A 25454-nucleotide genomic window follows, 5' to 3' on the forward strand; every position below is an offset into this window, starting at 1 on the left:
GAACCCTGGAGTCCGGCTGTGCGCATCGACCTGCACGCCCACTCCACCGCTTCGGACGGCACCGACACCCCCGCCGAGCTGGTGCGCAATGCCGCCGCGGCCGGGCTGGACGTGGTCGCGCTGACCGACCACGACACCGTCGGGGGATACGCCGAGGCGATCGCCGCGCTGCCCGCCGGGCTGACGCTGGTCACCGGGGCCGAGCTGTCCTGCCGCCTCGACGGCGTCGGGATGCACATGCTGGCGTACCTGTTCGACCCCGAGGAGCCCGAGCTCGCCCGGGAGCGGGAGCTCGTACGGGACGACCGGACCCCGCGCGCCCAGGCCATGGTCGGCAAGCTCCAGGGGCTCGGCGTCGACGTCACCTGGGAGCAGGTGGCCCGGATCGCGGGGAACGGCTCGGTGGGCCGCCCGCACATCGCGACCGCGATGGTCGAGCTGGGGGTCGTCCCCACCGTGTCCGACGCCTTCACCGCGGACTGGCTCGCGGACGGCGGCCGCGCGTACGCGCAGAAGCACGAGCTCGACCCCTTCGACGCCATCCGCCTGGTCAAGGCGGCCGGCGGGGTCACCGTGTTCGCGCACCCCGCCGCCGTCAAGCGGGGCGAGTGCGTGCCCGAGTCCGCGATAGCCGCGCTCGCGGCCGCCGGCCTCGACGGCATCGAGGTGGACCACATGGACCACGACACCGCCACCCGCGCCCGGCTGCGCGGACTGGCCGGGGACCTCGGTCTGCTGACGACCGGCTCCAGCGACTACCACGGCAGCCGCAAGACCTGTCGTCTCGGGGAGTACACGACCGACCCCGAGATCTACGGCGAGATCACGCGCCGCGCGGCGGGGGCCTTCCCCGTGCCCGGCGCCGGTGGAGACGCCCGCGCGTAAGCGCCGCGCCCACACGCCCCCCTTCCGCTTTTTGGTAACACCCCTCACTGCAAGGCATCACTGTGTTTGATTTCGCCGTCTTCGGATCCCTTTTTCTCACGCTTTTTGTGATTATGGACCCCCCGGGGATCACGCCGATCTTCCTGGCCCTGACCTCCGGCCGTCCCGCGAAGGTCCAGCGCCGCATGGCCTGGCAGGCCGTCTGCGTGGCCTTCGGGGTCATCGCCGTCTTCGGTCTCTGCGGCCAGCAGATCCTGGACTACCTGCACGTCTCCGTCCCGGCGCTGATGATCGCCGGTGGTCTGCTGCTCCTGCTGATCGCGCTCGACCTGCTGACGGGCAAGACCGACGAGCCCAAGCAGACCAAGGACGTCAACGTCGCGCTCGTCCCGCTGGGCATGCCGCTGCTGGCCGGTCCCGGTGCGATCGTGTCCGTCATCCTGGCCGTGCAGAAGGCCGACGGGTTCGCCGGCCAGCTCTCCGTCTGGACGGCGATCGCCGCCATGCACGTCGTGCTGTGGCTGACGATGCGCTACTCGCTGGTGATCATCCGGGTCATCAAGGACGGCGGCGTCGTCCTGGTCACCCGTCTGGCCGGCATGATGCTCTCCGCCATCGCGGTCCAGCAGATCATCAACGGCGTGCTCCAGGTCGTCCGCGGCGCCTGACCCGGACCCCCGCCCGGAACGTACGAACGCCCCCGCACCGGATCGGTGCGGGGGCGTTCGTACGTGAAATCGTCAGGAGGACGCACTCTCGGCCGGTCGGATCAGGATGCGCTGGCCGATGGCGGCCGCCTGCTGCACGATCCGGTTGACGGAGGCCGCGTCCACGACGGTGCTGTCCACGGCGGTCCCGTCGACGTCGTCCAGGCGCAGAATCTCGAAGCGCACTGCTTCTCCCTTCGTCGGTGTTCTCCTTGCACAGGGGTCAACAGGGGAAGCACGAGAAACATTCCCTACGCTAAGGAAATTTTTTCCCTAGCTAACTACCGACCGCTAAAGGACTGCCAGAAGTTCACTAGTGCGCCCGCCGTGACCTGCGGGTTCTCCGCGTTGGGGGAGTGCTCGGCGCCCTCGACCACCACCCGGGAAGCCGCCAGCCGGACGGCCATCTCGTCCATCAGCGGCACCGGCCAGGCGTAGTCGACCACCCCGGACAGGACCAGCTTGGGCAGCGGCACCGCCGCCAGCTCCGCGACCCGGTCCGGCTCCGAGATCAGCACCCGCCCGGTGGTGATCAGCTGTTCCGGGACGGTGCGCAGCCAGCGCTCGTGCAGGAACGCCGACAGCTCGGGGGAGTCCGGCTCGGCGTCCGCCGGGTCCTGGGCCCGTATCGCGGCCCAGACGGTCTCCATGCAGGTGTCGGGCGCGGTGTCGCGCAGCTCCTCCAGGGCCATGACCAGCAGCTTCGTACGGGCCTGCTGGTCCTCGGCGATGGCGGCGGGCCCGCTGCTCATCAGGGTGAGGGAGGCGAAGGGGGAGGCGTCGCGCAGCACCGCGGCGCGCGAGATCAGCCCGCCGAGGGAGTGGCCGACCAGGTGGAGCGGGCCCGTGGCGTCCAGGGCCGCGGCCTGGGCCAGCACGTCGAGGGCGAGCTCCTGGAGTTCGTACGCGGTCTCCTCGCCCGGGCCCGGGGTCTCGTACTGGCCGCGCCCGTCGACGGCGACCACCCGGTAGCCGGCCGCGGCGAGCGGCTCCAGGAGGGCGATGTAGTCCTCCTTGCTGCCGGTGAACCCGGGGACCAGGAGGGCCGTTCCGTGCTCGGGCCCGCCCGCCTCGTGCACGGCGAACTCGCCGCGGGCGGTGCTCAGGCGGTACGCGCGGGCGGCGGGCGGCAGGGTGAGGCGCGGCGGCTTGCTCATGGCCCGAGGTTACCGGTCCGTAGCACCGCCACGGGATACGGGAACGGCCCCGGCCCCCTCGAAAGGGGACCGGGGCCGTTCCCCGGGCGTCGGCCCGGCCGGGTCAGCGGAACCGGCGGGTGGTGCGGACGGGCTCCGACGGCGGGGCCATCTGGAAGTCCGGCTCCGGCGCGGCGGCCGCGGCCGGCTTGCGGGACCGGGTCCGCCGGGGCGCGGGCGCCTCGGTGACCGTGCCGGTGACCACGTCGGGGATCGGGGTGGCCACGGCCTTGCGGGTCGGGACCCGGCGCGGCTTCTTCGGCGCGGCTTCGGCGGCCGGTGCCTCCGCGACCGGGGCCGGAGCGGCCTCGGCGGCCTCGGCGGCCTCGGCCGTCTCCACGGGCGCGGCGGCCTTGCGGGTCCGCGTCCGCTTGGGCTTGGCCGGGGCCTCCTCGGCGGCCTCGGCGGCCACGGGGGCCTCGGCGGCCGGCGCCTCGGCCACCGCGGCGGCGGCCTTGCGGGTCCGGGTGCGCTTGGGCTTGGCCGGGGCCTCCTCGAGAACGGCCGGGGCTTCGACCACGACCTCCGCGACCGGGGCGGAGACCGCCACCGGCGCGTCGGCCACGGCGGCCTCGGCCGCGGCGGCGACGACGGAAGCGGTCACCCGGGTCCGGCGGCGGCGCGGCCGGCGCGCCTCGTCGGCGGCCTCGGCGGGAGCCCCCACGGCGGGGGCCTCCACGGCCGGGGCCTCGGCCACGGCCGTGGTCTCCACGCCCGCCTCGGCACCCGCCTCGGCACCGCCACGGGTGCGGCGGCGCTGGCGCGGCGTACGGGTACGCGCGGGGCGCTCCTCCGTCACCACGGCGGCAGCGGCGGCACCGCGGCCGCCACGGCCACCGCGCCCGCCGGTCTCGCCCAGGTCCTCCAGCTCCTCGGCCTTCAGGCCGGCCCGCGTGCGCTCGGCGCGCGGCAGGATGCCCTTGGTGCCGGCCGGGATGTTCAGCTGCTCGTACAGGTGCGGGGACGTGGAGTACGTCTCCTCGGGCTCGTGGAAGTCGAGCTCCAGCGCCTTGTTGATCAGCTGCCAGCGCGGGATGTCGTCCCAGTCGACCAGGGTGACGGCGGTGCCCTTCGCGCCGGCGCGGCCGGTGCGGCCCACGCGGTGCAGGAAGGTCTTCTCGTCCTCGGGCGTCTGGTAGTTGATGACGTGGGTCACGCCCTCGACGTCGATGCCGCGGGCGGCGACGTCGGTGCAGACCAGCACGTCGACCTTGCCGTTGCGGAACGCGCGCAGCGCCTGCTCGCGGGCGCCCTGGCCCAGGTCGCCGTGGACGGCGCCGGAGGCGAAGCCGCGCCGCTCCAGCTGCTCGGCGATGTCGGCGGCCGTGCGCTTGGTGCGGCAGAAGATCATGGCGAGCCCGCGGCCCTCGGCCTGCAGGATGCGGGAGACGAGCTCCGGCTTGTCCATGTTGTGCGCGCGGAAGACGTGCTGCGCGATGTTGGCGACGGTGGCGCCCTCGCCGTCCTCGGAGACGGCGCGGATGTGCGTCGGCTGCGACATGTAGCGGCGGGCCAGGCCGATGACCGCGCCCGGCATGGTCGCCGAGAACAGCATCGTCTGGCGCTTCGCGGGCAGCAGGTTCATGATCTTCTCGACGTCGGGCAGGAAGCCCAGGTCGAGCATCTCGTCGGCCTCGTCCAGGACGAGGGCCTTGACGCGGGACAGGTCGAGCTTCTTCTGCCCGGCCAGGTCCAGCAGGCGGCCCGGGGTGCCGACGATCACGTCGACGCCCTTCTTGAGGGCCTCGACCTGCGGCTCGTACGCGCGGCCGCCGTATATGGCGAGGACGCGGACGTTGCGGACCTTGCCCGCGGTCAGGAGGTCGTTGGTGACCTGGGTGCACAGCTCGCGGGTCGGAACCACCACGAGGGCCTGCGGGGAGTCGGTCAGCTGGTCGGGCCTGGCCCGGCCGGCCTCGACGTCGGCGGGGACGACGACCCGCTCCAGCAGCGGGAGGCCGAAACCGAGCGTCTTGCCGGTTCCGGTCTTCGCCTGGCCGATGACGTCCGTGCCGGAGAGGGCGACGGGGAGGGTCATCTCCTGGATCGGGAAGGGGGACACGATGCCGACGGCTTCAAGGGCTTCGGCGGTCTCGGGAAAGATCCCGAGGTCTCGGAACGTAGTCAGGGTGCTGCCTCTTCTGTGAGACGCGGCGCGAGGCGGCGAGGGGGGTCCTACCGTGCCGGGTTTGCAGTACTGCTGTGTACATACAAAGCTGCGCGGGACCACTGGCCTTCGCTCAAGCGCTTCTGCCGCTGAGGGGGCCCCTCGTGCGATCGGTGCGCATGGACGCACCACCACACAGAGGGCGGTCGGGTGGAGCCGATCGGGCCACCGACCGGGCATCCTCATTCGGATGGCCCGCCGAGTACTCGGCAGGCGCATTACCACTGTACCCCGGAATCGCGCAGGTGTGTCGGGTGAATTCACCAGGTAGGCGTGTTTACCGGGGCCGACAGTGCGCAGGTGTGGTGACTTGTGGGGCCTTTCGGCGGGCTATTGTGCGGAGCATGTCGACCGTAGAAAACGCATCTCCCGCCGACGACGACGCCCAGGAGCAGCCGCAGGGCATCGCCGCCCAGGACTGGGCGACGGCCTCCGCCTCCCCCCAGTACCGGGCCGCCGTCGTGGACCTGCTCGGCGCGCTGGCGTACGGGGAGCTCGCGGCCTTCGAGCGCCTCGCGGAGGACGCGAAGCTCGCGCCCAGCCTGGGTGACAAGGCCGAGCTGGCGAAGATGGCCTCCGCCGAATTCCACCACTTCGAGCGGCTTCGGGACCGCCTCGCGGCCATCGACGCCGAGCCGACCGCCGCGATGGAGCCCTTCGCCAAGGGCGTGGACGACTTCCACCGCCAGACCGCCCCCTCCGACTGGCTGGAGGGCCTGGTCAAGGCCTACGTCGGCGACTCGATCGCCAGCGACTTCTACCGCGAGGTCGCCACCCACCTCGACACCGACACCCGCGCCCTGGTCGTCGGCGTCCTCGACGACACCGGCCACGGCGGCTTCGCCGTCGAGAAGGTCCGCGCCGCGATCGAGGCCGACCCGCGCTGCGGCGGCCGGCTCGCGTTGTGGGCCCGCCGGCTGATGGGCGAGGCCCTCTCGCAGGCGCAGCGCGTGGTCGCCGAGCGGGACGCGCTGTCGACCATGCTGGTCGGCGGCGTCGACGGGATGGCGGCCGGCTTCGACCTGGCGGCCGTCGGCGAGATGTTCACCCGGATCACCAAGGCGCACACCAAGCGCATGGCGGCCCTGGGCCTCGCCGCGTAGGCCCTGGCCGGGCGTTTACGGGACCACGTGGGCCGGGGGTGCTTCCCCGGCCCCGTCGTGCTCGGGCGCGCGGGCGGCGCCATGGCGCGGGCCGGACCCAGGCCCACGCCCAGCGGGCCGTCCCGGCTTGGACCCGGCCCGGCCGGGAAAGCGGTGACTGCCGCGCGGCCGGTGCGGCTTCACCCTTGATGGCGCCGCCCGGCGCGCGCGGCTCCAGCGCGGCGCGAGGCGCGCTCAGCCGCCCGACGAGAGCGAAAACGGAGTGCGCCGGGGGGACCTCCCGGGGCCGGTGGCGGGGCGCAGCAGCAGGGAGATGACGACGGCCGAGACGCCGACGCCGCCCAGCAGCGTCGCGAACAGGGTGTTGTGCCCCGGACCCAGCGACATGTGCGTCAGGTACGCGCCGAACAGGGCCCCGACCACGCCGCTGACCAGTACCGTTCTGGTGGAGGGCAGCCGTGTCGCGAGGACCCGCGAGGCGGTGCCGGCCAGGGCGAGGCCGAGCAGACCGGAGCCGAGCGCCTCCATCAGCAGCATCTGGTCACTCCCATGCGTCAGGGCGAACCGGGTCACTGCGGTCCTACCCGAAGCGGAAGAAAGGGAAACGGCCCGGCGGAACCATCCGCCGGGCCGTTTACTTCCTTGCTGGCTGCCTCGAAGAGCGTCAGAGCGCCCCGAAACCGACCTTGCGCACGCTCGGCTCGCCCAGGTCGACGTACGACAGGCGGTCGGACGGCACGAGGACCTTGCGGCCCTTGACGTCGGTCAGGCTCAGCAGCGGCGCCGTGCCGGACAGCGCGGCGGCCACGAGGGCCTCCAGCTCCTCGGCGCTCAGGTCGCTCTCCAGCACGATCTCCCGGGGTGCGTGCTGCACGCCGATCTTGACCTCCACGGCTTTGTCCCTCCGACGGTCCGGTTCGCGCGATCAGCCGCGCCGTACCCGGTCCACATTAGCCCGGAGAGGGGACACGATCGGCTCGCGGCGGACACGCTGGCAGCGAACAGCGCCGGTCAGGCCTCCGTACCGTGCAGCGGGAAACCGGCGATGCCGCGCCAGGCCAGCGAGGTCAGCAGCCCCACCGCCGTGTCGCGTGCCACCGGGCTCTCGCTGGAGAGCCAGTACCGGGCCACGACCTGCGACACCCCGCCCAGACCCACGGCGAGCAGCATCGACTCGTCCTTGGACAGGCCGGTGTCCTCGGCGATCACGTCCGAGATGGCCTCGGCGCACTGGAGCGAGACCCGGTCGACGCGCTCGCGCACCGCGGGCTCGTTCGTCAGGTCCGACTCGAAGACCAGCCGGAACGCGCCGCCCTCGTCCTCCACGTACGCGAAGTAGGCGTCCATCGTCGCCGCCACGCGCAGCTTGTTGTCGCTCGTGGACTCCAGCGCCCCGCGCACCGCCTGCAGCAGGTTCTCGCAGTGCTGGTCCAGCAGCGCGAGGTACAGGTCGAGCTTGCCGGGGAAGTGCTGGTACAGCACCGGCTTGCTGACGCCGGCCCGCTCGGCGATGTCGTCCATCGCCGCCGCGTGGTAGCCCTGGGCGACGAAGACCTCCTGGGCCGCGCCCAGCAGCTGGTTGCGCCGGGCACGGCGCGGCAGCCGCGTACCCCGCGGACGCGCTGCCTCGGTCTGCTCGATGGCTGTCACGCCGCCTCCCACTTTCTCTAAGAACACAGTGCGCTCTGCGCCGCGCCGCCATCGTACTTTTCGGTAACCGGATCTGGTGGGTTCAAGCCGAGTTTTCTCGCGGTACGGACCGCTTGGACACGCGCCGGACACGCTGGTCAGGGCCCGTCGGAGCGGCGGCGGGCGCGGTCAGCGGTAGTCCTCCTCGTCCAGCGGGACCACCCGGGCCTGCTCGGCGGCGTCCGCCTCCGGGGCCTCGCCCGGGTCCAGGCCGGAGAGCGGCTCGTCGTCCCGCGGCTGGATCTCGGTGTGCTGCTCGGCGGCGTCCGCCTCCGGAGCCTCGGTGTCGAGGGTCTCCTGGAGCTCTTCCCGGAACGTGTCCGGTTCCGCGGGATCGACAGTCATTGCGCTCCCCTCGCCTTCGCTCGTCCTCACTACGAGCCTAGGAGGATCGGGAGGGCGACGCCAGACGGTCCTGTGACCGCGGACACAAGAGAACGCGAGGGGCCCGGCGTGATCGTCTCGTAACATTGGCCCATGTCTTCGACCGAGCCGCCGGGCGTACGGTCCACCGCCGAAGCGGCCTCCCAGCCGGGTGCCGTGCGGGTGGCCGAGGGGGAGCAGCTGCGCACCGTCGCGCTGCCGGGCCTGGAAATGAACGTACGTTTCCGGCCACCGCTGCGGGAGGGTCTGCCGCCCGCGCTGTTCGTGCACGGACTCGGCGGTTCCTCGCAGAACTGGTCGGAGCTCATGCTGCGGCTCGCCGGCACCGTCGACGGGGAGGCCCTGGACCTGCCCGGCTTCGGCTGGTCCCCGCCGCCCGCCGACCGGGACTACTCGGTGACCGCGCTCTCCCGCGCCGTCATCCGCCACCTCGACGCCGCGGGGCGCGGCCCGGTGCACCTCTTCGGCAACTCCCTCGGCGGGGCCGTCTCCACCCGCGTCGCCGCCGTCCGGCCCGATTTGGTGCGGACGCTGACGCTCGTCTCGCCCGCGCTGCCCGAACTGCGCGTGCAGAGGTCGGCCGTGCCCACCGCGCTGCTGGCGCTGCCGGGCGTGGCCGCCCTGCTCGGGCGGCTCGCGGTCGGGCTGACGGCCGAACAACGCACCAGGGGAGTGACGGACCTCTGTTACGGGGACCCCTCACGGGTGACGGCGGAGGGCTTCAGCGCCGCCGTCGAGGAGATGGAACGGCGCATGGCGCTGCCGTACTTCTGGGACGCGATGACCCGTTCCTCCCGGGGGATCGTCGACGCGTACACCCTCGGCGGGCAACACGGACTGTGGCGCCAGGCGCAGCGCGTGCTCGCGCCGACCCTCCTCGTCTACGGTGGGCGCGACCAACTGGTCTCGTACCGTATGGCGCGCAAGGCCGCCGCGCACTTCCGCGGCTCGCGGCTGCTGTGCCTGCCCGAGGCCGGGCACGTCGCGATGATGGAGTACCCCGAGGTGGTGGCCGCGGCCTTCCAGGAGCTGCTGCGCGACACCGCCGGGCGGGAAACCGACCGAAGTACCGAAGACGGCAAGGGCTGAGGACGTGGGACGACATAGTCGCAAGGCGCCGGCCCCCGTCCGTCCGCTGCCGGAGCCCGAGGCGCCGCTGCCGCCGTACGAGCCGCAGGGGTACGCGGCCGACCCCTACGGGGACGGGCTGTACGCCCCCGGCCCGTACGAGCCGGCGCCCGCGCGGCACCCCCGGCCGCCGCAGGGCGGTACGCGCCCGTCCGCCGAGCCGACCGTCGTCCACGAGGGGTACGCCTCTCCGCGCGGCCCCCGCCCCGTCGGCCACCCCGAGCACCGGGAGGGCGGCGGCACCCGGGGTAGCGCCCCCGCTCCCGCCGGCGTCTACGGGGACTGGCGAGGCACCCCCCGAGCCGCCACCGCGGCCCCGCCCGCAGCCGCGCCGGCCACCGGGCCCGCGCCGGCCGCGGAGCCCGCCCCGCGCGACCCCTTCACCTCCACCGGCTCGCACCGCCGGGTGCCCGGCCCCCGCCGGCCCGAGGCGGAGCCCGCCGCGCCCGCGAGCGGCCGCGGCGCGAAGATCCGTACGTACACCGGGATGGCCGCGGCGGCCGTCACCACCGTGCTCGCGGTCGTCGTCGCCGGACAGGTCGCCGCCGACGGCGACTCCGACACGGCCGCCCGGGCCGCCGGGGACGACGCCCCCCAGCGCACCCAGACCGACAGCTCCCCGGCCTCCCGCTCCGACGGCCGCGCCACCCCCTCCGTCCCGCCGGCCGCGGCCGCGGAGCCGGCGACGTACGAGCAGCGGATGGCGCAGCAGCTGCCCATCGACGCGAAGCTCACCGGCCCGGGCGCCTTCGACACCGTGCCCGGAGTCGCCAAGGCCCCGGGCCGGGGGAAGAAGGTCCGCTACCGGGTCGACGTGGAGCAGGGCCTCGGCATGGACGCGCAGTTGTTCGCCGACGCCGTGCAGCGCACCCTCAACGACCCGCGCAGCTGGGCCCACGGCGACGCGATGACCTTCGAGCGGGTGCCGGGCGGCGAGGCCGAGTTCGTGATCACCCTGGCCAGCCCCGGGACCACCGGCGTCTGGTGCGCCAAGTCCGGACTCGACACCACGATCGACAACGTCTCCTGCGACTCCGCGTCCACGGAGCGCGTGATGATCAACGCGTTCCGGTGGGGCCAGGGTTCGCAGACCTACGGCGCCGACCAGATGCTCGCCTACCGGCAGATGCTCATCAACCACGAGGTCGGACACCGCCTCGGACACGGGCACGTCAGCTGCCAGACCCCGGGCGCGCTCGCGCCGATCATGCAGCAGCAGACGAAGTCCCTCGACATCGACAACATTCACTGCAAGCCCAACCCCTGGGTGTTCCCGGGGAGTTGACCCAAGGGTGCGGGCGGGCGGCCGGTCGCTTCGTTGACAAGCCGTCCGATCGTCGGTCATTGTTCTCCGCATGTCGCACCGCCACACCTCCGCCGCGAGCGCCGCCATCGAGCTGGCGCTCCTCGGTGTGGCCGCGCACAGCGTGGCCGACATCTTCTGTCGCTGACGCCCTGTCCTGAGCGCGCGACCACCCTTTCCCTTTCACAGGCTCCGCCGCGCCCGGGCACTTCCCCTGCCCGCGGGCGCGGCTCCTTCTTCTCCCTCCCGGTCCTGTGGCGCTCCGTGCGCCGTCCGCCGTGGTGATGCCGGACGCCGTCCCCGCGTGGCTCCCGACACATCTCCTTCCACGCCGAGAGGTCCGTTTCCCCATGCTTCCCGCCGGTTCATCCCGTCAGTCCCGCATATCGCGCCGCATCGCCGCGGTCACCGTCAGCCTCGTCCTGGCCGGGGGCGCCGCGGCGTGCGGGCCCGAGGACGCGGCGGGCAAGGCCGGCGGCGACTCCGGCAAGCCCGGCGCCGCCGGGACCCCGCAGAAGGGCGGCACCCTCACCGTCCTCAACACCGAGCCGCAGAACGACTTCGACCCGGCCCGGCTCTACACCTCCGGCGGCGGAAACGTTCCTTCGCTGGTCTTCCGCACCCTGACGACCCGCAACCGCGAGGACGGCCCGGCCGGCGCCAAGGTCGTGCCCGACCTGGCCACCGACACCGGCCGGCCCAACGCCGACGCCACCGAGTGGACGTACACCCTCAAGGACGGGCTGAAGTACGAGGACGGCAGCCCCATCACCACCGCCGACATCAAGTACGGCATCGAGCGCTCCTTCGCCGCAGAACTCTCCGGCGGCGCCCCCTACCTGCGCGACTGGCTGGTCGGCGGGGAGACCTACGAGGGCCCCTACAAGGACGGCGGCAAGGGCCTCGACTCCATCGTGGTCCCCGACGCCAAGACCATCGTCTTCAAACTCCGCAAGCCCGAGGGCGAGTTCCCCTTCCTCGCCACCCAGACACAGTTCGCCCCCGTCCCCAAGGCCAAGGACACCGGCACCAAGTACGAGGAGCACCCCGTCTCCTCCGGCCCCTACAAGGTCGTCAAGAACGGCGGCGACGGCGAGACCCTGCTGCTGGAACGCAACGAGCACTGGGACCCCAAGACCGACGAGGAGCGCAAGGCCTACCCGGACAAGATCGACGTCCGCTCCGGCCTCGACGCCGCCGTCGTCAACCAGCGGCTGTCCACCAGCTCCGGCCCCGACGCCGCCGCCGTCACCACCGACACCAACCTCGGCCCCGCCGAACTCGCCCAGATCGGCGACAACAAGGAACTCGCGGGCCGCGTCGGCACCGGCCACTTCGGCTACGTCAACTACCTCGCCTTCAACCCGAAGGTCGCCCCCTTCGACAACCCGAAGGTCCGCCAGGCCATCGCCTACGCGATCAACCGCACCAGCGTGATCAACGCCGCCGGCGGCTCCGCGCTGGCCGAGCCGGCCACCACCTTCCTGCCCGAGCGCGAGGCCTTCGGCTTCACCCCCTACGACCACTTCCCCGCCGGCAAGACCGGCGACCCGGCCAAGGCCAAGGAGCTGCTGAAGGAGGCCGGTCACCCCGACGGGCTCACCATCACCCTCACCCACTCCAACGCGCAGAACCGCCAGACCAGCCCCGAGGTCGCCACCGCCGTCCAGCAGGGCCTCGCCGCCGCCGGGATCACCGTCAAGCTCGAAGGCCTGGAGAACAACGCCTTCAACGAGCGCCGCTGGGACGCCAAGAACACCCCCGGCTTCTTCCTCTCCCGCTGGGGCGCCGACTGGCCCTCCGGCGGCCCCTTCCTCGCGCCGATCTACGACGGCCGCCAGATCGTCACCAACGGCTCCAACTACAACCACGCCCAGCTCAACGACCCGGCCGTGAACACCGAGATCGACGAGATCGCCAAGCTCACCGACCTCGCCGCCGCCGGCAAGCGCTGGGGCGCCCTCGACAAGAAGATCGGCGAGCAGGCCCTCGCCGTCCCCCTCTTCCACCCCGTCTACAAGCGGCTCGTCGGCAAGGACGTCAAGAACGTCGTCATCAGCGACTGGACCGGCGTCCTCGACATCTCGCAGGTCGCGGTCAATTGAAACCTCCCCTCCCTGGAGGGAGGGGATTCCTGGCTCACTTCGCCTGGCACCTAGCAGGTGGCGGGTCTTACAAGATCGGCACCAGCCGGGTTGAGACCAGCCCGGACGAGCATCACGCGGGCGGAGTTCTCGTCCCTGGGGGACACGGCTCCGCACGCGGTGCACGTATAGGTTCTCTCGGAAAGAGGTAGTGCGTGCTTGGCTCTCGCTCCGCACTGCGCGCAGTCCATGGTGGTGTGCGCGGGGTGGACCAGATGCACCGTACGCCCGTGCTTGCGGCCCATTTCGACCAGCGCCGTCTTGACCGTGCCGATCGCGGCGTCGGCCGCCTTGCGGGCCATGCTGGTCTTCGCCAGGAACTTCGGCCGGAAGTCCTCCACGGCGATGTGGTCGAAGTCGCGGACGACGGCCTTGGCCCACTTGCGGCCGGTGTCGGTCCGCTGACGGGCGACCTTCTTCGACACCTTCGCGGCCGCCTTGCGTGCCTTGCGGTACCCGGCACTGTCGGGCCGGTTCCTCGGTGTGGCTCGGCGCGCCATCATCCGCTGGTAGCGGCCAAGCCTCTGCGCGGCAGTCCTGCCGTGCTGTGCGTGCGGCAGGTCGAGGGCATCGGAGGTGGTGGTGGCGGTCTCCTTCACGCCCCAGTCGATCCCGATGGCCCGGCCCGTGGCGGGCAGCGGCTCGACCGGAACCACCGCGACGAAGCTCGCGTACCAGTGGCCGAGGCCGTCCTGGTACACCCGCACCGACGAGGGAGCCGAAGGCAGTCCGCGGGACCACACCACCGTCAGTGCGATCCCGCCGGCCAAGTGCAGACGGCCGTCCTTGATCCGGAAACCGCGCTGGGTGTAGTTCAGCGACGGCGCGGCCTCGCGCTTGCGCTTGATACGCGGCATCCCGGCCCGCTGCCGCACCGGCAGCTTCGCCTTGGCGTCCTTCAGCGCTTTGGCGCGGGACTTGGCGAAGTCCCGGATGACCTGCTGCTGTGGAACCGAGCTGCCTTCCCGCAGCCACGCCATCGACTGCCGCGCCCCGGTCAGCAGCCTGTCGAGCTGCGCCGGACCACACGTCGTGGTCTCACCCGTGGCCCGGTTGTGCTCGTGGACCTTGCGGGACATCGCCACGCACTCGTTCCACACCCACCGGCACCGCGCCCACTCCGCGTCCAGCCGGGCGAGCGCCGTGGACGACACGCGCAGCCGGAAGGTGTACCGGGCGTGCCCGGACCCCTGCTCGGCCATCGCGGTCGTCGTCACGCTCCGGAACCTGACAGCCCCCACTGACAACGAAAGAGAGCGCAGGTCAGAACACATGCGCACAGGACTCCGGCGTTCAACGCCTCCAGTCCGGGGACCCATCCTCTTCCGCAAGCGGGAGGTGCCCCCACCCCGGCCCGAAGGCCGGGGCATCCTGGGAGAAATCAAGTGACCCTGCTCCTCGAACAGTCGGCGCCGTCGCCGGCCGGGGCTCCCGCCCCGGCCGGCGGCGCCGGCCGCCAGGTCTGGCGGCGGCTGCGCCGGCGCCCCTCCGCGCTCGCGGCCGCCGCCGTCCTGGCCCTCCTCGTCCTCCTCGCCCTCGCCGCGCCCCTCTTCGCCCAGCTCACCGGACAGGACCCGAACGCCTACCACGACGACCTCGTCGACTCGGCGCGCGGCGGCGTCCCCCTCGGCTCCTTCGGCGGGATCTCCGCCGACCACTGGCTCGGCGTCGAACCGGGCACCGGCCGCGACCTGTTCACCCGCCTCCTCTACGGCGCCCGCGTCTCCCTGCTCGTCGCCCTCGGCGCGGTCGCCGTCCAGACCGCCGTCGGCGTGAGCGTCGGGATCGCCGCCGCCCTCGGCAACCGCCACGTCGGACAGCTCATCGGCCGCTTCACCGACGTGATGATCGCCCTGCCCATGCTGGTGATCGCCATCGCCCTCACCGCCGTCGTCCCGCCCGGCTTCCCCCGGCCGCTGCTCCTGGTCCTCGTCATCGGCCTCTTCGACTGGGGCGGCACCGCCCGCATGGTCCGCTCCCAGACCCTCGCCCTCAACAGCCTCGACTTCGTCGAGGCCGCCCGGCTCTCCGGCTGGGGCCCCCTGCGCGTCGCCCGCCGGGAACTGCTGCCCTCCCTGGCCGCGCCCGTCATCACCCTCGCCGCGATCAAGGTCCCCACCGCCATCGTGGCCGAGGCCTCCCTGTCCTTCCTCGGCGTCGGGGTCAAACCGCCCACCCCCTCCTGGGGCCAGATGCTCTCCAGCGCACAGACCTGGTTCCGCGCCGACCCCGCCTACGTCCTGCTCCCCGCCGGGCTGCTCTTCGTCACCGTGCTCGCCTTCACCGTCCTCGGCGACGCCGTCCGCTCGGCCCTCGACCCGCGCGAGACCTCGCGCCTGCGGGTCGGTACCGGAAAGGAGCGCAAGCCGTGACCCGGTTCGTGCTCAAACGGGCAGGCGGCGCACTGTTCGTGCTGCTCGCCCTGTCCGTCGTCGTCTACGCCCTCTTCTACCTGGCCCCCGGCGACCCCGCCCGCCTCGCCTGCGGAGAACGCTGCAACCCCCAGCAGATCGCCCAGGTGCGCGAACAGCTCGGGCTGAACGACCCCGTCGTCACCCAGTACCTGCGCTTCCTGGAAGGAGTCCTGGCGGGCCGGGACTACTCCGCCGGCGCCGGGATCGCCCTGCACTGCGACGCCCCCTGCCTCGGCTTCTCCTACCAGACCGACCGCGAGGTCACCCAGCTGCTCCTGGAGCGGCTGCCCGCCACCTTCTCGCTCGCCCTCGGAGCCCTCGCCATCTGGCTCGTCGTCGGAGTCGGCACCGGCCTGCTCTCCGCGCTGCGGCGCGGCGGGGTCACCGAGCGGGCGCTCACCGTGCTCACCCTCGCCGGCACCGGCACCCCCGTCTTCATCCTCGGGCTGCTGCTGCTCATGACCGTCTGCGCCTACCTGCGCTGGCTGCCCTTCCCGACGTACGTGCCCTTCGGCGCGGACCCCGAACAGTGGGCGTGGAACCTGCTGCTGCCCTGGGTGACGCTCGGCCTCTTCGAAAGCGCCAAGTACGCGCGCCTCACTCGCAGCTCCACCCTGGAGACCCTCGCCGAGGACCACATCCGCACCTTCCGCGCCTACGGCGTCGGGGAACGGGCCATCGTCACCCGGCACGCCGTGCGCGGCGCCCTCGGACCCGTGATCGCCCTCAGCGCCGTGGACTTCGGCACCCTGATCGGAGGCGCCGTGCTCACCGAGTCCCTCTTCGGGATCCCCGGCCTCGGCAAGACCCTCATCGACGCCGTCCGGGTCGTCGACCTGCCCGTCGTCGTCGGCGTCGTCCTCGCCATCGGCGCCGCCGTCGTCATCGCCGGCGTCCTCGCCGACCTGCTCCACGCCCTCTCCGACCGAAGGGTGGCCCTCGTATGACCGGCCCGCTCGTGGACGTCACCGGCCTCGTCGTCGACTTCCCGGTCGGCGGCCCCGGCCAGTACGTACGCGCCGTCGACGGGATCTCCTTCACCCTGGAAGCGGGCCGCGCCCTGGGCATCGTCGGCGAATCCGGCAGCGGCAAGTCCACCGTCGCCGCCGCGCTCCTCGGCCTGCACCACGGCACCGGAGCCCGCCTGACCGGCACCGTCCGCGTCGACGGCACCGACCTGGCCGACGCCGGCCCGGCACAACTGCGCGCCCTGCGCGGCGGGACCGCCGCCATGGTCTTCCAGGACCCCCTCAGCTCCCTCGACCCCTACCACGCCGTCGGCGACCAGATCGCCGAGGTGTACCGCGTCCACACCACCGCCTCCCTCCGGGCCGCCCGCGCCCGCGCCGTCGAGGTCCTGGACCGCGTCGGCATCCCCGACGCTGCCCGCCGCTCCCGCGCCCGGCCCCACGAGTTCAGCGGCGGCATGCGCCAGCGCGCCCTCATCGCGATGGCCCTGGCCTGCGAACCCCGGCTGCTGATCGCCGACGAGCCGACCACCGCCCTCGACGTCACAGTCCAGGCCCAGATCCTGGACCTGCTCCACGGGCTGCGCCAGGAACACGGCCTCGGGCTGCTGCTGGTCACCCACGACGTCGGCGTCGCGGCGGAGAGCGTGGACGAGCTGCTGGTCATGCGCGACGGCGCCGCCGTCGAACGGGGCCCGGTCCGCCGGGTCCTCGCCGACCCCCGGGCCCCCTACACCCGGGACCTGCTGGCCGCCGTCCCCCGCCTGGACGCCCCGCGCAGCCCCCGGCTCAGGGTGGTCGCCGGGCCGGACGCACCCGGCTCGCAGCCGGAGCCCCCCGTCGTGGAAGCCATCTGCCTGCGCCGGGACTTCGGCCGCGGCCGGAGCAGGGTCAGCGCCGTCGCCGGGGTCTCCCTCGCCGTACGCGCCGGCGAGACCCTCGGCGTCGTCGGCGAGTCCGGCAGCGGCAAGAGCACCCTCGGACGGATGCTCGTCGGACTGCTGGAGCCCACCTCCGGACAGGTCCGGCACGCCGGCACCGAAGGCTCCGGCACCGCCTCCGGCGCCCAGATGGTCTTCCAGGACCCCGTCTCCTCCCTCAACCCGCGCCGCTCCGTCGGCGAGTCCATCGCCGACCCGCTGCGCGCCGCCGGAGAACGCGACGAAGCCGCGATCCGCGCCCGCGTCGACGGGCTCCTGACCCGCGTCGGCCTGGAACCCGCCCACTACGACCGCTACCCCCACGAGTTCAGCGGCGGACAGCGCCAGCGCGTCGGCATCGCCCGCGCCCTCGCCCCGCGCCCCCGGCTGATCGTCTGCGACGAGCCGGTCTCCGCCCTCGACGTCACCACCCAGGCACAGGTCACCGAACTGCTCGCGGAACTCCAGCGGGAACTCGGCATCGCGCTCGTCTTCATCGCGCACGACCTCGCGGTGGTCCGCCAGGTCAGCGACCGGGTCGCCGTCATGCGCGGAGGCGTCGTCGTCGAGGAGGGCCCGGTGGAGGAGGTCTACGGCCGGCCGGCCCACGCGTACACGCGGCAACTCCTCGACGCCGTCCCGGCGCTCGATCCCGCGCTCGCCGCCGAACGCCGCTCCGCGCGCCGCACCGAACGCCAGGAGGCCTTCGCGTAACGCCCTTCTTAGCGTGCTCGAACGCGAACCGTACGGGAAAGTTACGACTCTTCACCCCTTCCGGTGGCGCGACGGACAACCGTCCGCCGCGCCACCGGCGCATCCGCTTGAGTTCTCCCGCGGCGGGTCGCCGGACCGACGGCGGCCGCCTGGAACGGGAGATCGGGGGTGCCACGCGTGCGGATCGGACTGGTCACGGAAGGTGGTTATCCGTATGCGTCGGGCGAGGCGAGGCTCTGGTGCGACCGGCTCGTGCGCGGGCTGCCCCAGCACGAGTTCGAGCTCTACGCGCTGAGCCGCACCGCCGGGCAGGAGGAGAGCGGCCGGGTCACCCTCCCGCCGCACGTCACCCGCGTGCGCACCGCCCCGCTGTGGGCCCCCGCGGACGACGGGCGCACCTACTCCCGCCGCGAGCGCCGGCACTTCGCCGCCTGCTTCGCCGAGCTGGTCCGGGGGATCTGCGCCGGGGACGCCGACGCCTTCGCCACCGGACTGTACGGGCTCGCCGAACTCGCCCGCGACCAGGGCGGGATGTACGCGGCCCTGCGCTCCGAGACGGCCGTGCGGGCGGTCGAGTCCGGCTGCCGCGCCCCCGGAGCGGGCCGCGCCCTCCAGGCCGCGCGCGTTCCCGACCTGCTGGAGTTCGTGGACGAACTGGAGCGCGCGCTGCGGCCGCTGTCCCTCGACTGGTACGAGGACGAGGGCCTCGGCCGGGCCGACGTCTGCCACGCCGCCGCCGGCGGGGCCGCGGCCGTCCCCGGCCTGCTGGCCAAACGCTTCTTCGGGGTCCCGTTACTGGTCACCGAGTACGGCGTCCAGCTCCGCGCCCACTATCTGGAACAGCGCGAGGACACCCGGCCCGCCGTACGCGCCCTGCTGGCCGCCTTCCACATCCGCCTCGCCGGGGAGATCTACGCCCGCGCCGACCTCCTCACCCCCGGCAACGCGCACGCCCGCCGCTGGCAGGAGCGCTGCGGGGCCCCGCGGGAACGGCTGCGGACGGTCTACCCCGGCATGGAGGCGGACCGATTCGCCGCCGTCGGCGAGGACCCCGACCGGGGGGACCCCGACACCCTGGTGTGGGTCGGACGGATCGAGCCGGCCAAGGACCTGATCGCCCTCCTGCACGCCTTCGCGGAGGTCCGCCGGGCCGCCCCGCACACCCGGCTGCGGATCTTCGCCTCGGCCGCCGCCCCCGGCTACCTGTCCGACTGCCGCTCGCTGGCCGCGCAGCTCTTCCCCGACGAGGCCGCCGACGCGCGGACCGTGGGGGAGAGCCCCGTCACCTTCGAGGAGATCGGCGGACCGGAGGCGGCCTCGCCGGCCGAGGCGTACGGGGCCGGGCGGATCGTACTGCTGTCCTCGGTGATCGAGGGCTTCCCCATCACCCTGGCCGAGGCCATGTTCTGCGGCCGGGCCACCGTCTCCACCGACGTCGGGGCCGTCCGCGAGGTCATCGGCGGCACCGGGCTCGTCGTCCCGCCGCGCAACCCGCGGGCGCTGGCCGAGGCCTGCCTCGCGCTGCTGGAGGACCCCGAGCGGGCCCAGCGGCTGGGCGCCGCCGCCCGTGCGCGGGCGCTCGAACTGTTCACCGTCGAGCGGAACGTGGAGGCCTTCGGGGAGAGCTACCTGCGGCTGCTGGCCGTCGGTTCCTCACGGGTGGAGGGGGAAGTGCCGTTCGCCGTGCCGGCGGAGGCGAGGGTGGCGGGGCCGTGGGTGGCCCGGGCGGCCGAGCCGGTGCCGGCTGCGGAGGTGCGGGCGTGACGACCTCGGACATCGCGGGTGCGGCGCCGCTGCCCCTCGCCTGGCCGGCAGGAACGGAGGAGGCGGTATGACCACCTCGGACATCGCGGGTGCGGCGCCGCTGCCCCTCGCCTGGCCGGCAGGAACGGAGGAGGCGGTATGACCACCTCGGACATCGCGGGTGCGGCGCCGCTGCCGGGGGCTCTGCCCCCGGACCCCCGCGCCTCAAACGCCGGCGGGGCTGCATTTTCCGGACCCGGCGTCTCGGGCCTCGGCGGGGCTGGATTTGGCGGATCCGGCGTCTCGGGCGCCGGCGGGGGTGGATTTGGCGGACCCGGCGTCTCGGACGTCAGCGCCGTGACCGCGCCGCAGGCGCGTGCGCGGCGGGGCGCGGCGGCCGACGGCGCCGCGGCCCCCGCGGCGAAGCCGCGTGCACCGCGGGGCGGGGATCCCGTCAAGGCGTTGTTGCACCGGCATCGGGAGCTCTGCGAGCGGGCCGTCGACCCGCTGGAGATCGCCGCCGGGCTGGAGGCGCACGGGATCACCGACCGGACCGCCGCGCGGTTCCGGCACCGGGACGTGTTCACCCTCGCCGAGGAGCTGTACGCGCGGACCCCGCGCGGCGAGGCCCCCGACGCCGCGCCCGTGCGGCCCCCGGCCGGGACGCGGGCGGTGCGGGGGTTCGGGTACGCCCTGCTGCCCGGTGCGCTCGCCCTCGGGGCGGCCGCCGCCGGGATGCCGGGGGCGGGACCCCTCGCGGCGCTCCTCACCGCCGCCGCGCTGGTCTGGCCCGGGCGGAGCGCCGGGGGGCGCTTCCCCTACGCCGCCCACCTGCTCGCGGCGGCCGCCGTTGGCTGGGCCGTCCACCGGCACGGCCCGGCCCTCGGCGCCGCCCTCGCCCTGGCCGTCGCCCCCGGACACCTCGCCGGGGTCCTCTACGCCGCCCGGGCGCGCCGCCGGCTCGCCGGCAGCCGGGCCCTGGACGACTTCTCCGCCGGGGCACGGCCGCTGCTCGCCGGGATCCTCCTGCTGTTCACTGCGGCCGCCACGGGGGCGGCCGCGGTCACGGCGGCCGCCCCGGGGACGGCGGTGCCGTTCGCGGTGCTGCTGTTCCTCGCCCGGCTGCTGCTGCGGCACGGCGCGCACCGCACGCCCGTCGCCGTGGCCCTCGCGCTCGCCCTGGTCCCGGACCCGGCGGCGGTCCCCGCCGCCGCGGCGGGACTCCTCGTACACGCCTTCCTCGCGCTGTCCCGTGCCTCCGCACACGCGCGTCACCGGCCCCACCGACACCAAGGAGAAACAGCATGACCGGCCAGCCAATCGACCAAGGGGTTGCGCGATGAGGGTGCTGCTGATCGGAGCCAACGGATACCTCGGCCGCTACGTGGCCGACCGGCTGCTCGCCGACCCCGCCGTGCAGCTCACCGCGCTCGGCCGCGGCGACGACGCCGACGTCCGCTTCGACCTCGCCACCGGCAGCCCCGGCGCGCTCACCCGCTTCCTGGACGCCGTCCACCCGGGCGTCGTCATCAACTGCGCGGGCGCCACCCGCGGCGGCGCCCGCGAACTGACCCGGCACAACACCGTCGCCGTCGCCACCATCTGCGAGTCCCTGCGCCGCAGCGGCTGCGGGGCCCGGCTCGTCCAGCTCGGCTGCGCCGCCGAGTACGGGCCCAGCCAGCCCGGCTCCTCCACGGCCGAGGACGCCGTCCCGAGACCCGGCGGACCGTACGGCGTCAGCAAACTCGCCGCCACCGAGCTGGTCCTCGGCTCCGGGCTGGACGCCGTCGTGCTCCGCGTCTTCTCGCCCGTCGGGCCCGGCACCCCGGCCGGCTCCCCCCTGGGCCGGCTCGCCGAGGCCATGCGGCGGGCCATGCAGTCCGGGGACGGCGAGCTCAAGCTCAGCGGCCTCGGGGTGCAGCGCGACTTCGTCGACGTACGGGACGTCGCGCGGGCCGTGCACGCGGCCTCCCTGTCCGCCGCCCAGGGGGTCGTGAACATCGGCACCGGCCGCGCCGTCCGGCTGCGCGACGCGGCGGCCGTCCTCGCCCGCGTCGCCGGCTACGGCGGCGCCCTCAACGAGCTGGACGTCCCGCACGGCACCGACCGGCACGGCCTCGGGCACGCCGGCCGGCCGCAGGGCCTCTCCGCCATCGGCTCGCCCCGCTCCGAGGCCACCGCGGAGCAGCTCGCCGCGGCCCCCCAGCCGTACCCCTACCCCGACGGCTGCGGCGCCTGGCAGCAGGCCGACGTGCGCACCGCCCGGGACCGGCTCGGCTGGCGGCCCCGGATCAACCTGGAGGAGTCCCTCGCGGACATCTGGATGGAGGCGGCGTGCCGTATCTGACCACCCCGCCGGGTGCCACGGCGGCGGCCGCGACCGAGGCCGGCCGGCTCGGCCTGGGCATCCCCGGCTACGCGCACCCGCTGGTCGCCCCGGTGGAGTGGGCCGAGCTGACCCGCCCCGGGACCCCGCTGCACTGGGCGGTGCTCAACGTCGCCGACGGGCCCGGCGGGCGTCCCGACCCGCACTGCACCGAGGCGGCCGCGAAGCTGCGGGACGCCGGCGGGACGGTCCTCGGGCATCTCGCGATGCGGGACGGCTCCCGGTGCTTCGGGGAGCTGCTCTCCGACGCGCACCGCTTCCGCGACTGGTACGGGATCGGCGGCTTCTACCTGGCCGGCGCCCCCGCCGGCCAGGCGGACCTGCCCTCCGTGCGCCGGGTGACCGACGCCCTGCGCGGGCTCGGCGAGGGGCTGCGGATCGTGCTGGGACACGGCACGCACCCCTACGAGGGCTACGTGGAGGCCGCCGACCAGCTGGTCACCTTCTCCGGGGCCTGGGCCGACTACCGCTGGTCGCAGGTGGCCGAATGGACGGCGGACCACCCGCCGGAGCGGTTCTGCCACCTGGTCCACGGGGTGCCCCGAACCCACCTGGAGGAGGCCGTCCGCATCGCCCGCTGGCAGGGCGCGGGAACCATCTGGTTCACCGACCGCCGGGGCGCCCCGGACCGGGACCCCTGGGCGTCGATGCCCGCGTACTGGGACGAAATCGTCTCACGTATCGGACCGGGTGTCTCGGAATGAAGAAGGGCGTGGCAGTGTTACGGGGAGAACCAACGTTCAGACTTACCCATCTACGGAGTCCCCGTGTCGCTGCCACCCCTGGTAGAGCCAGCTGCTGAGCTCACCGTTGACGAGGTCCGTCGGTACTCCCGCCACCTGATCATCCCGGACGTCGGGATGGACGGCCAGAAGCGCCTGAAGAACGCCAAGGTGCTGGCCGTGGGCGCGGGCGGCCTCGGCTCGCCCGCCCTCATGTACCTGGCCGCGGCCGGCGTCGGCACCCTGGGCATCGTGGAGTTCGACGAGGTCGACGAGTCGAACCTGCAGCGCCAGATCATCCACAGCCAGTCGGACATCGGCCGTTCCAAGGCCGAGTCCGCCCGCGACAGCGTGCTGGGCATCAACCCGTACGTCAACGTGGTGCTGCACGAAGAGCGGCTCGAAGCCGAGAACGTGATGGAGATCTTCAGCCAGTACGACCTCATCGTCGACGGCACGGACAACTTCGCCACCCGTTACCTGGTCAACGACGCCTGCGTGCTGCTGAACAAGCCGTACGTGTGGGGTTCGATCTACCGCTTCGACGGCCAGGCCTCCGTCTTCTGGTCCGAGCACGGTCCCTGCTACCGCTGCCTCTACCCGGAGCCCCCGCCGCCGGGCATGGTCCCGAGCTGCGCCGAGGGCGGCGTGCTGGGCGTGCTCTGCGCCTCCATCGGCTCGATCCAGGTCACCGAGGCCATCAAGGTCCTCACCGGCGTCGGTGAGCCGCTCGTCGGCCGCCTGATGATCTACGACGCCCTGGAGATGCAGTACCGCCAGGTCAAGGTCCGCAAGGACCCCGACTGCGCGGTCTGCGGTCCGAACGCGACCGTCACCGAGCTCATCGACTACGAGGCCTTCTGCGGCGTCGTGTCGGAGGAGGCCCAGGAGGCCGCCGCCGGCTCCACGATCACTCCCAAGCAGCTCAAGGAGTGGATCGACGAAGGCGAGAACATCGAGATCATCGACGTCCGCGAGAAGAACGAGTACGAGATCGTCTCGATCCCCGGCGCGAAGCTGATCCCCAAGGGCGAGTTCCTGATGGGCACCGCCCTCCAGGACCTGCCGCAGGACAAGAAGATCGTCCTGCACTGCAAGACGGGTGTCCGCAGTGCGGAAGTCCTCGCGGTCCTGAAGTCCGCCGGCTTCGCCGACGCGGTGCACGTCGGCGGCGGCGTCATCGGCTGGGTCCACCAGATCGAGCCCGGGAAGCCGGTCTACTAGTCCCTCTGCCAGTCCTGCTCCGAAGGGGCCGCACCCGCCCGGCGGGTACGGCCCCTTCCGCACGTCCGGGCGGGGTCAGGCCGCCGTGCAGACGGTTCCCGCGCCCGGCACCTTCCCGTCCAGCAGGTACGCGTTGACCGCTCCCTGCACGCACTTGTCGCCGCTGTTGTACGCGCCGTGCCCCTCGCCCTTGTACGTCAGCTCCACGCCCACGCCCTTGCCGAGCCGCTCGGCCATCGCGCGGGCACCCTCGTACGGGGTCGCCGGGTCACCGGTGTTGCCGATCACCAGGATCGGCGCGGCGCCCGGCGCGGACACGTCCGGGGTCTGCCAGGCGCCGGCGACCGGCCAGTCGGTGCAGCTCAGCATCGCCCAGCCGAGGAAGTCCCCGAAGACGGGCGAGGCCTTGCGGAACTCCGGCAGCCGGGCCTTGGTCTCCTCCAGGGTGTAGCGCTCCTTGGAGTCGGCGCAGTTGATGGCGGTGTTGGCCGCGCCGATGTTGCTGTACCGGCCGTTCTGGTCACGGCCGTTGAGGGCGTCGGACAGGGCCATCAGCAGCTGACCCTGACCGCCCTCGGCCTCGTCCAGGCCCTGTTCCAGCAGCGGCCACAGCTCCTTGGAGTAGAGCGCCTGCGCGATGCCGTTCGTCGCCTGGGACTCGGTGAGCTTCCGGTCGCCGATCCCGGCGATGGGCTTGGCGGCCAGCTCCTTCTGCAGCTTGATGATGTTGGCCTCGATCTCCTTGGCGGTGCTGCCCTGGATCCGGCACTGGTCGCCGCGGTTGACGCAGTCCTGGGCGAAGTTGCCGAGGGCCAGCTGGAAGCCCTTCGCCTGCCCCAGCGCGCCCTCTTCGGCGTCCTTGGTGGGGTCCACCACGGCGTCGAAGACCGCCCGGCCCACGTTCTTCGGGAACAGGTGGGCGTAGACCCCGCCGAGTTCGGTGCCGTAGGAGATCCCGAAGTAGTTCAGCTTCTCGTCGCCGAGGGCCTGGCGGATCCGGTCCAGGTCACGGGCCGCGTTCTCGGTCCCCACGTACGGGAGCACCTTGCCGGAGTTGGCCTTGCAGGCCTGCTGGTACTTCCGGATGCCGTCGACGAAGGCCTTCTCCTGCTCCGGGGTGGCGGGGGAGGAGTCCTGCGCGTAGTAGGCGTCGAGCTGCTTGTCGTCCTCGCAGCGGACGGGGGCGCTGCGGCCGACCCCGCGCGGGTCGAAGCTCACCAGGTCGTACCGGGCGCGCAGGGCCTCGTACTCCTTGGCGGCGCCGGGCAGGGTGGAGATCCCGGAACCGCCGGGCCCGCCGAAGTTGAACACCAGCGAGCCGAGCCGCTTGGACTTGTCGCGGGCCTTCGCGCGGATCAGGGCGAGGGGGATGGTCTCGCCCCCCGGTTCGGCGTAGTCGAGCGGTACCTCGAGGGTGGCGCACTGCCAGTCCTGGCCGGGTGCCTGCCCGCCGCCCTCGGCGGCCGTGGGGGCGCCGCAGTCGCCCCACGACAGCGGCTTGACCGGTTCGGCGGACCCGGTACCGGTTCTCTGCCCGCCCCCGCTGCCGCCGCCGTCGGAGCAGGCGCCGGTGGTGAGCAGCGTGGCGGCGAGCGCGGCGGCGGTGGTGGCCCGCAGGACGTTTCTCGGCATGCCCCCATCCTGTGGGCCCGGCCCC

At 73.4% G+C, this 25454-nt stretch carries 24 protein-coding genes; 15 read left to right on the top strand and 9 right to left on the bottom strand.

Annotated elements, in window-relative coordinates:
* The first annotated feature begins 18 nt into the window (after positions 1–18).
* Positions 19–885: a PHP domain-containing protein gene (locus D1J60_RS23310; protein WP_125822415.1), complete on the top strand. Its 867-nt coding sequence runs from the start codon at positions 19–21 to the stop codon at positions 883–885.
* Between the two features lie 62 nt (positions 886–947).
* Positions 948–1553: a MarC family protein gene (locus tag D1J60_RS23315; RefSeq protein ID WP_125822416.1), complete on the top strand. Its 606-nt coding sequence runs from the start codon at positions 948–950 to the stop codon at positions 1551–1553.
* 72 nt (positions 1554–1625) lie between these two features.
* Here D1J60_RS23315 and D1J60_RS37385 read toward each other — a convergent pair whose 3' ends face one another.
* The 3 genes from D1J60_RS37385 to D1J60_RS23325 form a co-directional block, all read right to left on the bottom strand.
* Positions 1626–1778 (bottom strand): hypothetical protein, encoded by a 153-nt coding sequence (locus D1J60_RS37385; protein WP_007266367.1) that lies wholly within the window; start codon positions 1776–1778, stop codon positions 1626–1628.
* A 95-nt stretch (positions 1779–1873) separates the two neighbouring features.
* Positions 1874–2749 carry an alpha/beta hydrolase gene (locus tag D1J60_RS23320; RefSeq protein WP_125822417.1) on the bottom strand — a complete coding sequence of 292 codons (876 nt, stop codon included), beginning with the start codon at positions 2747–2749 and terminating at the stop codon, positions 1874–1876.
* A gap of 103 nt (positions 2750–2852) precedes the next feature.
* The gene (locus D1J60_RS23325; RefSeq protein ID WP_347147205.1) at positions 2853–4826 is read right to left on the bottom strand and encodes a DEAD/DEAH box helicase; all 1974 of its coding nucleotides are present in this window, start codon (positions 4824–4826) and stop codon (positions 2853–2855) included.
* A gap of 473 nt (positions 4827–5299) precedes the next feature.
* Here D1J60_RS23325 and D1J60_RS23330 point away from each other — a divergent pair, with 473 nt between their 5' ends.
* A complete protein-coding gene (locus D1J60_RS23330; RefSeq protein ID WP_125603230.1) occupies positions 5300–6058 on the top strand; it encodes a ferritin-like fold-containing protein in 759 nt (252 codons plus the stop codon).
* Between the two features lie 234 nt (positions 6059–6292).
* Here the strand turns inward: D1J60_RS23330 and D1J60_RS23335 are convergent, their stop codons facing one another.
* The 4 genes from D1J60_RS23335 to D1J60_RS23350 all read right to left on the bottom strand — a co-directional run bounded on the left by D1J60_RS23335 (position 6293) and on the right by D1J60_RS23350 (position 8092).
* Positions 6293–6595, bottom strand: a complete 303-nt coding sequence (locus D1J60_RS23335) for a hypothetical protein (protein ID WP_185899655.1) — start codon at positions 6593–6595, stop codon at positions 6293–6295.
* Between the two features lie 127 nt (positions 6596–6722).
* Complete coding sequence (locus D1J60_RS23340) at positions 6723–6950, bottom strand: DUF3107 domain-containing protein (protein ID WP_125822418.1); 228 nt, start codon at positions 6948–6950, stop codon at positions 6723–6725.
* Positions 6951–7069: 119 nt separating this feature from the next.
* A complete protein-coding gene (locus D1J60_RS23345; protein ID WP_007266374.1) occupies positions 7070–7708 on the bottom strand; it encodes a TetR/AcrR family transcriptional regulator in 639 nt (212 codons plus the stop codon).
* A 168-nt stretch (positions 7709–7876) separates the two neighbouring features.
* On the bottom strand, positions 7877–8092 hold the full coding sequence (locus D1J60_RS23350; protein WP_125822419.1) for a hypothetical protein: 216 nt from the start codon (positions 8090–8092) through the stop codon (positions 7877–7879).
* A 132-nt stretch (positions 8093–8224) separates the two neighbouring features.
* Between D1J60_RS23350 and D1J60_RS23355 the strand changes: the two genes are divergently transcribed.
* The 4 genes from D1J60_RS23355 to D1J60_RS23365 all read left to right on the top strand — a co-directional run bounded on the left by D1J60_RS23355 (position 8225) and on the right by D1J60_RS23365 (position 12667).
* Positions 8225–9220, top strand: a complete 996-nt coding sequence (locus tag D1J60_RS23355) for an alpha/beta hydrolase (RefSeq protein WP_125822420.1) — start codon at positions 8225–8227, stop codon at positions 9218–9220.
* A 4-nt stretch (positions 9221–9224) separates the two neighbouring features.
* Positions 9225–10544: a DUF3152 domain-containing protein gene (locus tag D1J60_RS23360; RefSeq protein ID WP_125822421.1), complete on the top strand. Its 1320-nt coding sequence runs from the start codon at positions 9225–9227 to the stop codon at positions 10542–10544.
* Positions 10545–10614: 70 nt separating this feature from the next.
* On the top strand, positions 10615–10710 hold the full coding sequence (locus D1J60_RS38870; protein ID WP_312847459.1) for an Ms4533A family Cys-rich leader peptide: 96 nt from the start codon (positions 10615–10617) through the stop codon (positions 10708–10710).
* Positions 10711–10912: 202 nt separating this feature from the next.
* Positions 10913–12667, top strand: a complete 1755-nt coding sequence (locus D1J60_RS23365) for an ABC transporter substrate-binding protein (protein ID WP_206436560.1) — start codon at positions 10913–10915, stop codon at positions 12665–12667.
* Positions 12668–12717: 50 nt separating this feature from the next.
* Here D1J60_RS23365 and D1J60_RS23370 read toward each other — a convergent pair whose 3' ends face one another.
* Entirely contained in the window at positions 12718–13908 is a 1191-nt protein-coding gene (locus D1J60_RS23370) for an RNA-guided endonuclease TnpB family protein (RefSeq protein WP_125824158.1), read from the bottom strand.
* A gap of 183 nt (positions 13909–14091) precedes the next feature.
* Here D1J60_RS23370 and D1J60_RS23375 point away from each other — a divergent pair, with 183 nt between their 5' ends.
* The 8 genes from D1J60_RS23375 to moeZ all read left to right on the top strand — a co-directional run bounded on the left by D1J60_RS23375 (position 14092) and on the right by moeZ (position 23797).
* Positions 14092–15078: an ABC transporter permease gene (locus D1J60_RS23375; protein WP_125822422.1), complete on the top strand. Its 987-nt coding sequence runs from the start codon at positions 14092–14094 to the stop codon at positions 15076–15078.
* On the top strand, positions 15075–16067 hold the full coding sequence (locus D1J60_RS23380; protein ID WP_125603355.1) for an ABC transporter permease: 993 nt from the start codon (positions 15075–15077) through the stop codon (positions 16065–16067). The genes D1J60_RS23375 and D1J60_RS23380 overlap by 4 nt, the downstream gene beginning before the upstream one ends.
* Entirely contained in the window at positions 16064–17722 is a 1659-nt protein-coding gene (locus D1J60_RS23385; protein ID WP_125822423.1) for an ABC transporter ATP-binding protein, read from the top strand. Before D1J60_RS23380 ends, D1J60_RS23385 begins: the two co-directional genes overlap by 4 nt.
* A gap of 177 nt (positions 17723–17899) precedes the next feature.
* Positions 17900–19486: a DUF3492 domain-containing protein gene (locus D1J60_RS23390; protein WP_125822424.1), complete on the top strand. Its 1587-nt coding sequence runs from the start codon at positions 17900–17902 to the stop codon at positions 19484–19486.
* 336 nt (positions 19487–19822) lie between these two features.
* Complete coding sequence (locus D1J60_RS23395) at positions 19823–20773, top strand: hypothetical protein (protein ID WP_125822425.1); 951 nt, start codon at positions 19823–19825, stop codon at positions 20771–20773.
* A gap of 31 nt (positions 20774–20804) precedes the next feature.
* Positions 20805–21812 carry an NAD-dependent epimerase/dehydratase gene (locus D1J60_RS23400; protein WP_125604057.1) on the top strand — a complete coding sequence of 336 codons (1008 nt, stop codon included), beginning with the start codon at positions 20805–20807 and terminating at the stop codon, positions 21810–21812.
* Positions 21800–22555 (top strand): spherulation-specific family 4 protein, encoded by a 756-nt coding sequence (locus D1J60_RS23405; RefSeq protein ID WP_125822426.1) that lies wholly within the window; start codon positions 21800–21802, stop codon positions 22553–22555. Before D1J60_RS23400 ends, D1J60_RS23405 begins: the two co-directional genes overlap by 13 nt.
* A gap of 63 nt (positions 22556–22618) precedes the next feature.
* Positions 22619–23797, top strand: a complete 1179-nt coding sequence (gene moeZ, locus D1J60_RS23410; RefSeq protein WP_125822427.1) for an adenylyltransferase/sulfurtransferase MoeZ — start codon at positions 22619–22621, stop codon at positions 23795–23797.
* A gap of 75 nt (positions 23798–23872) precedes the next feature.
* On the opposite strand, the gene D1J60_RS23415 is transcribed toward moeZ, so the two are convergent.
* Entirely contained in the window at positions 23873–25429 is a 1557-nt protein-coding gene (locus D1J60_RS23415) for an alpha/beta hydrolase (RefSeq protein ID WP_125822428.1), read from the bottom strand.
* Positions 25430–25454 lie beyond the last annotated feature (25 nt).

The sequence above is a fragment of the Streptomyces sp. W1SF4 genome, from assembly GCF_003950035.1.
GTDB lineage: Bacteria > Actinomycetota > Actinomycetes > Streptomycetales > Streptomycetaceae > Streptomyces > Streptomyces racemochromogenes.